The following is a 7,419-nucleotide window of genomic DNA, read 5'->3' on the forward strand; positions in this document are numbered from 1 at the left end:
TGGTAGGAGCCGTACGCCATCTTCAGTGCCGACGCCCTGCCCACAGGGCCGTCGATGGCGATTGGTTCAACGGCTGTTCCCTCGAACAGCTTCACGACCTCGGAGACCTGTGCGGAATCACCGGAGAGGTAGAGATGAGTGCCGACGGAGCCGCCGGGCGACGGTCAGGGGTGAGGTCATGAGGCGGCACCTTCCGGGAGGGCGGAGTGTGTCAAGTAATCGGGATGGTGTCCCGTCGAGTGGTGTAACGTTTCCGGCCCTGCCCCAACGGATGTGCATCGGCGGCGTCCGCCAGTTCGACGCATCGCCGCCTCCAGCGGGGTCGAGGCCGCGCGGTGGTGGTTCGGCTGCGGCCACCTATCGAGATGACCTGCAAGGACGCGGCCGCGAGAGAGTTACACCACTCCAAGGGACGTGACCCGGCCTCGTGTTCGTGACCAGGAAGATCACGGATATGACCGAATGTGATCGCCGGGGGTTTCCGGGGGCTGTGGCGGCTCACTCCCTGGGTGTGGATGGATATAGTGTCATTTACTTCCTGTAGTTGTGGAATTGCTGTCGTGTGTCGTGCAACGCCCCTTTGGTGGGTGTCCCCAATCTCAGAGAGGCTGTCGGTGTGCCAGGTGAGTCCGGTGGGAATCCGATCGAGGGCTATGAAGGCGCTCAGCTAGCTGAGGCCCTGGCCGAGTCCATGGCGGGGCTGGCCGATATGTTCGACCTGATCATGGAGGACGCGGAGACCGTCGCTCAGCGGGAAGAGGTTTCCTCCGCGCTGCGCGCGTACAAGGAGGAGTACGGTCCGGCCATCGTCGAGGTGCAGGAACACGGTCTGCAGCTCGCCGACAACATCCAGGCGGGTGCCTCCGAGATTGCCCGGAACGACCAGGAGGCCGCCGGAGACTACCAGACCCCCTGGGACATGGGTGTGAACCTGGAAGTCAATTTCTGATCCTCCGACCCTGTCCCGGCCCCCGATCACTCCCCTGACAGCAGAGCGTGCAATGGCTTCCTTTGACATCTCTTTCCAGGCCCGAACCACGTCCGCGAACCCCGAGGCGATCCGAACCCGAGCAGAGGACCTGGACATCCTCCAGTCCCGACTTTTGGGCAAGGCGGACGACCTCGACGCCGACTTCAACGACACGGCTAACCAGTTCACCGATCTCATGGCCTGGAACATCCAGGGCCAGTCCGCCGAGGAGCTCCAGTTGTGGCGAGACGCCGGAACGGCGATCGTCTACGCCTCCTCGATGGTTGAGATGTGGGCACAGCACGTGGAGACCTTCAAGGAGGAGCGCTCGGCGCAGATGTCGGAGTGGTGGGAATTCCTCAGGACGAAGAGGTCCGAGATCCCTGGCAAGTACCAGGGCCGGACTATCACCGCGACCTACCCCGAGAACGAGGGATTCGGCCTGGTCGGTGACGAGAACAAGTGCCGATCCATCTACGACGAGGTCGTGGCCAAGGTGGCGGACCTGGAGGAGCGCGAACGTACCAACTACCGGGCGTTCGAGGACAACGCCGACGAGATCGCAGACAGGCTGCGGCAGGGGCCCACGAAGGCCAACGTCCAGGCGCTCATCGACGCGGGGATCAACTCCTGGGCCTTCTACAACCTCGACCCGAACCACTACACGATGCTGGTCGATGGCCAGGAGTTGACCGAGGAGAACGCCCAGGAGTGGGCTGAGGAGATCGAGGACTACTGGTCCGGACACAAGCCCCTCGATGAGCGTTATCACGAACTCATGCTCATGATGAGCATGATCACCACCAACGCGATGCAGGCCCAGCAAGGCGGAACAGGCTACCGAAACGAGGAGTTGGATTTCCTCCGAGCCTTCTACGACGAGCTGGAGGAGAACCCGAACCCCAACAGCATGGGTGTAATCGGCATCCCCGCTCAGATGGAGGGCGACCACCTGAGTCACGAGGAACGTGAACACGCGCTCGGTGTCCTGGGAGACGGTCTGCTCGCCCTGTCCGACGAGCGGGTGGGCGGTGGGTACGACGAGTTGCCCGCATCTGTGCGATCCGTGATCGGCGGGCCGGATTTCAGTGGTACCAGGACTGCCGGTGGCTTCTCCGGGACTCATGAGGACTGGATGGAGAGGGCGGGCTACCTCAATGATCTCCTCGAACACTCCCAAGAGGACATGGAGGGCGGCGCCGAGTTCTCCACACGCATGATGGACACCATCTCGCTCTCGCTGACGCGGATCGACGCTTTGGGAAGCGACGACAGTGACATGTCAGGCCTCGTTGATGTCGCGACGCGGAACGAGGACGCCAACTACGCGATTCTCACCGGGGAGTATCCCGAGGGTGTCGAGGGGGACCTCCCCTGGACAGAGGAGACTGCGGAAAACGTCACAAACCGCATCATCGAAAACCTCTACACCCACGAATGGGGAGATGACGGGGAGGCGGCCCGTGGTCTGACCGAGTGGATCGAGGAAACGGCGTGGAGCGACGACGAGGCTGAGCGGCGCATGGCCGCTGAGGCGATGGACGGCCTCATGGAGACGATCACTACCAAGGACATGCACGACGCCCTCTCCGACACGGGCATCGAGGTGGAGCTCGCTGACGGGACGGAGGTTCCCAACGCGCCCTTCACAGCGGTCAACGGAGAGGTCGCTGACGGGTTCGCTCACCTCTTCGAGTTGTACATCGAAAGCTTCGCCGACGAGGAGGGCATCGACAATGGGCATGTGGACTTCGAGTGGGAGAGGGAGGAAGGCGAGGATCGTTGGAATGATGATTCCAGGACACTCGAGATGTCTCCCACTGAGCGTTTGATCTTCCTCGAGTACGTGATGGGTAACGAGGATTCTGCTGTGCGAGCCCATACCGCGTCGGCGGTCTATTCGGCTGCACAGACCGAGATTTACCTGGAGACCGGCAACAGTGTGGAGACAGGTGCCAACGCCGGTGTTCTTCAGTCTCTCGTGGATGCAGCTCTGCACAACGAAGCGGTCAACCGAAACCTTGACCTCGAAGAAGAGCAGGCGATGAGGAGGAAGATTGTCGACGGTGTGGCGAACTCGGGCAACAATGCCCTGGGCCTGGTTCCAGGGGTTGGCGTGGTACTCCAAAGCATGGGACAGTTCATCGCTCCAGACCTCATCAACCAGGCGTTCGATGACTATGTGAGCGCCACGTCCCACGTGGACAGTACGACCACGGCGATCGACGTCGAATACTACACGAGCGCGAGGGTTCTTTCCGAGGTCATCGAGCACGGTGGCGGAAAGCTCCCGGCCATTAACGATGACATCAGGATCGAGGACGCGGGCGGCGCCACTCCGCAGGAGGTACTAGAGCGCGCAGGACTGCTCGGGGAGCGTGACGGGGAGTACTACATCGACTTCGGCGGCGAGGCAGGGGACGACGCCCCGGACTCTTCCGAGGTGCAGGAGGCGTTGAACAGTTTCCTGGACTCCAGCGAGATCGACTGGGTTCCGAGGGAAACCGAATCTGGGACCGATTTCTCGTCGAACTTCACTGAATTCTTCGGCCGCTACTACGACCCCATCCAGGATCAGATGCGCTATACCAAGGGCAATATCGACGGCCTCTTTGAAGGGGTTGCGGCGAACTCGCCGAGCTCCTAGTGGGCGATTGGTGCTTCGTTTTTAGTATGATAGGTGAGCGATTGTGAAGAAGTCGACTTCATCGACTCTGGTTTTCGTTTCTGTGATCATGGTTGCCCTTATTTCTGCCTGTGAGTTCACTGAGGAACAATCGAGCGAAGATGATTCTCCCAGTTCTGAGGCTTCTGGTGGGTATGTGACGAAGATCTGGGCGTCAGCCACCATTTATGCCTATGTTCTCCAGGAGATGTTTGCCAGGGATGAAGATGGATCCGTCATGGAGAACATTGGGGATTACTATGAGGAGCGGAGAGAATTCGAGGAAGCTGCAGGTCTCACTTATTTTGATGGAATGGAGATACTACTGAGCTCTGGGGCCATTGCTGAAATCGATGGGGGATACCGTGTAGCTGTGGATTCAGATGAATGGGATCTTGGTAGCGGTTCTGGCGTCAGTGAAAGTGAAGTTATTCAGGCGATGGTGCTTGCCCTTGAGGTGAACGAGGTGGACTGGTGTGGTGGCTCCATGAATGGGTATGAGTTCTCGGAGCTCTATTTGGATTCGTACTGGGAGGACTTCGATTCCCACGAGGAGTATGTGGAGAGTATTGAAGAATATGTGGCATGCGGTTCAGGGGAATGAATCGATCGCGGAGGTGACGATCCCCCGGCTCGTGCGCAGGATCACCCAGGGCACGTGAGCCCGTGGGGAGGGCACGACGGTTTACCTGGAGAACGGCGAGACGGTCTCGTAGGCGCTCACTCGCTGGTGGAGATCACGGTGGATCCGACCACCGAGCGTCAGGCGCCTGAGGGCGTGGACACGGAGGACTCTGGCGAGGATCGTGGCGGAGTTCCTGGTCCGACGGTGGTCGGGGACGGTGTGATCGCGACCGACGAGGACCCGTTCTGGGTCCCCGAACTCGGGGAGTGGGTTGACGCGATCGACCTGGCTCCGGGGATGTGGCTGCAGAGCTCGGCGGGTGCGTAGTCGACCCGCCCCTCCCTCAGACGGGCCTCCAACCGGGCCACCAACGGCCACAGCTCCTCAACCGCTTCGACAGCGCGCCCCGCCTGCCGCGCGATCTCCGCGAGCCGCACGGTCGACTCCCCGAACTGGAGCGCCGCCAGGAAGTCCGCGTCCTCCTCAGTCGTGATCCCCAGGGCGTGCGGTGGGATAGCCAGGACCCGGCTGACGTGCGAGAGTCCTTGGTGGTCGTTGATAGTGCGCTGCCGCCGCTCCAGCAGGGAGACGTAGGAGGGGTCGTACCCCAGGAGCTCTCCCATCGCCGCCTGGGACAACCCGGTCAGTTTTCGGTAGCAGCGCAGGATCACCGCCAACTCCCGGCTTTCCAAGGCACGGCGTGCCTCGGGCAGCAGCCAGAGCCAGCGGACCGTGGGCGTGGCGGTCACGCGCGGGAGCGGGCGAACCAGTCCAGGACCGACCGCTTGTAGCCCTCGGGCATCGGCAGGTCGGGCACCTGGGCTTCGGTGAACAGCCCGGCCTCCTTGTGTTCGCTGGAAACCACCACCGGGGTGTGGGAGTCCACGTGGCATCCGTAGGTGACGATGAAGACGTGCCGGTCGACCTGGGTGATGTGGTACATCCACGAGTCGAGGATCTCGGCTACCCGCACGGACCAACCGGTCTCCTCCTCGATCTCCCGGGCCAGGCACTCCTCGGGAGTCTCCCCGATCTCGATCTTGCCGCCCGGCAGCTCCCACTCGTCGCGCTCGTTGCGCAACAACAGCACCTGGCCGTCGCGGATCACGACGCCCTTGACCGAGACGGGGAACGCGCGCGGAACGTAGGGGGTCTCGGACACAGGAAGGCTCGCTTTCGAAGACGGGTGAGCGCGACACATCGCGGGCTTCAGCCGTCGCTCCCGAAGTGGAGGAGCGGCACGTCGTAGAGGTTCGGGTTAGGGACCCGATGCATCTGCGGTGACGCGACTTCGATGAGCACCATCTCGGTGAGGAACTGGACCTGGGCGTCGAGCAGGTGACTGGTGTGTCCCATCGCGCTGTGCTCCTTGAGCCCGACGGAGACGTGGATGTGCGGGGAGATGGTGTCGGTGGCCTCGTCGTAGGCGATGGTGCCACCGCCCAACGCTTCGACGTTGCTCAGTTGGACCTTCGACCAGACCGGCGCGGCCGGGTCGGTGAGCTTCTCACAGGTGCCCACGAGGTCCACGCGAGCGAACCCAGCGATGAAGACCGGGATTATAGCCCTGTCGGACGTCGTTGTCTCGGCAGAACTCGGAGAGGGAGGAGAAGAAGTCCTCGCCGTGGTCGAAGACGAGGCCGAAGGTTCGTCCCCGGGTCAGTTCGTGGCTGCGCACGTCGGTTTCCGCTTCGTTTTGGGGTGGGAGGAGTTAGGCGTTGGAGTAGCCACCGGCGGCGGCGAAGGCCTCCGTGATGCCGGGATGGTCGTGGCCGGTGGCCAACAACGCCCACAGCAGGATGCGCGCCTTGTACGGGTCCAAGAAGCCAGCCCGGATCAGCCCCCGTGCCAACAGGTCCTGCTCGGAGCCGGGGAATCCGTAGGTGGTCGCGAGCCCGGTTCCGGCGCCGGTCCGAGAGGCGAGCACCACCGGAACGCGGTCGGCGAGGTCCTCGAGTGCGGGCACCAGGTGTTGCGGGACGTGGCCGACACCGAACGCGGCGATGACCGCGCCGTCGACCCGCTCGGCCAAGCCCTCCAACAGCAAGCCGTCATCGCCCAACGCCACCGTCACCAGGGCCACACGCGGTCCCGTGCCCAGATTCGACAGGTCGAGCGTGGCGCGTCCCGTGGGGTGGTTGAGCAGGCGCGGGGTTCCCTCCACCACGTAGCCGAGCGGGCCGCCGTTGGGGGACTGGAAGGTGGCCACGCTCGTGGCGTGGGTCTTGCGGACCCGACTGGCGGCATGGATCTCGTCAGCGAGCACCACCAGGACACCTTGGTCCCGAGCACTTGGATGGGCGGCGGTCTGAACGGCCGCGAGGAGGTTCGCGGGCCCGTCGGCCCCGGCAAGGGTGGGGTTGCGCATCGCGCCGGTCACCACGACCGGTTGCGGGGCGGTGTGGAACAGATCGAGCAGGTAGCTGGTCTCCTCGATGGTGTCGGTGCCCTGGGTGACGACGACACCGTCCACCGTTCCCGAGGCCAGGCGCTTGTCGATCTCTACGGCCAGATCGGTGAGGTCGGACAGACCCAGGGAGGCGCCGGGAAGCCGTCGGAAGTCCTCGACCTCGATGTCGACACCGGTCTCCGCAAGTCCTGGTACGGCCGCCACGAGCTGGGCCGCCGACAGGGCCGGAACCACCCCTCCTGACCCGTCGGAGGTCATGGCGATCGTCCCGCCCAGTCCGTACACCGCCACCCGAGGGCGGGGCTCCTTCGCGAGCACGACTCTCCCTTCGCCGCAGGGTCTGTGAGGGGCAGCCTAACGCTCAGAGGACCACGACTGCCCGATGAATCGGCAAGCACGATCGACACCGGCCGTGGACAGCAACCGGCTGGACGGAGGAGCCAACCCGGCGAACCCGTAGGCGCCGATCTGGTCACACCGGGATAACCAACCACGCCCAGTTCACGTCGAGATACTCAGCGAGGGAGCACAGTCTTCCCCTCGACGTGTCAGCGCTGATCACCTAGTGTGGTGATTCATAAGTTCGTTAAATAAGTCGGTTCTGGATCCTGAGGAACTTCTCAATGATGTCTTTGGCCGGCTTGGTCCACATGAACGGTCGGGGATCGGTGTTGTAGTGCTCGGTCCATTGCGCGATCCGGGCGGCGAGGTCGTCGGTGGAGGTGAACTCGCCGCGGGCCAGGAGCCGG

7 protein-coding genes are annotated in these 7,419 nt (G+C 63.1%); 3 read left to right on the top strand and 4 right to left on the bottom strand.

Translation table 11 applies throughout. The features are described from left to right. Positions 1–616 precede the first annotated feature (616 nt). The 3 genes from BJF83_RS24910 to BJF83_RS27210 are packed head-to-tail and all read left to right on the top strand — an operon-like array spanning position 617 to position 4,239. Positions 617–949: a hypothetical protein gene (locus BJF83_RS24910; protein WP_075928242.1), complete on the top strand. Its 333-nt coding sequence runs from the start codon at positions 617–619 to the stop codon at positions 947–949. 52 nt (positions 950–1,001) lie between these two features. After that, positions 1,002–3,617, top strand: coding sequence for a hypothetical protein (locus BJF83_RS24915; RefSeq protein WP_075928243.1), 2,616 nt, complete (start codon positions 1,002–1,004; stop codon positions 3,615–3,617). 43 nt (positions 3,618–3,660) lie between these two features. Continuing rightward, entirely contained in the window at positions 3,661–4,239 is a 579-nt protein-coding gene (locus BJF83_RS27210; RefSeq protein ID WP_143832083.1) for a hypothetical protein, read from the top strand. Positions 4,240–4,397: 158 nt separating this feature from the next. Here the strand turns inward: BJF83_RS27210 and BJF83_RS24920 are convergent, their stop codons facing one another. From BJF83_RS24920 to BJF83_RS24935, 4 genes are all read right to left on the bottom strand, one after another. After that, the gene (locus BJF83_RS24920; protein ID WP_075928244.1) at positions 4,398–5,009 is read right to left on the bottom strand and encodes a helix-turn-helix domain-containing protein; all 612 of its coding nucleotides are present in this window, start codon (positions 5,007–5,009) and stop codon (positions 4,398–4,400) included. Then, positions 5,006–5,422 (bottom strand): NUDIX domain-containing protein, encoded by a 417-nt coding sequence (locus BJF83_RS24925; RefSeq protein ID WP_262391876.1) that lies wholly within the window; start codon positions 5,420–5,422, stop codon positions 5,006–5,008. The genes BJF83_RS24920 and BJF83_RS24925 overlap by 4 nt, the downstream gene beginning before the upstream one ends. Before the next feature lie 47 nt (positions 5,423–5,469). Beyond that, the gene (locus BJF83_RS24930; protein ID WP_262391877.1) at positions 5,470–5,781 is read right to left on the bottom strand and encodes a hypothetical protein; all 312 of its coding nucleotides are present in this window, start codon (positions 5,779–5,781) and stop codon (positions 5,470–5,472) included. 190 nt (positions 5,782–5,971) lie between these two features. Continuing rightward, positions 5,972–6,988 carry an asparaginase gene (locus tag BJF83_RS24935; protein WP_262391878.1) on the bottom strand — a complete coding sequence of 339 codons (1,017 nt, stop codon included), beginning with the start codon at positions 6,986–6,988 and terminating at the stop codon, positions 5,972–5,974. Positions 6,989–7,419: the final 431 nt, after the last annotated feature.

The sequence above is a fragment of the Nocardiopsis sp. CNR-923 genome (assembly GCF_001942255.1).
GTDB lineage: Bacteria > Actinomycetota > Actinomycetes > Streptosporangiales > Streptosporangiaceae > Nocardiopsis.

Excerpts from the sequence above, each read along its gene's own strand:
- BJF83_RS24915 (WP_075928243.1), top strand. The coding sequence starts at position 1,002 with ATGGCTTCCTTTGACATCTCTTTCCAGGCCCGAACCACGTCCGCGAAC.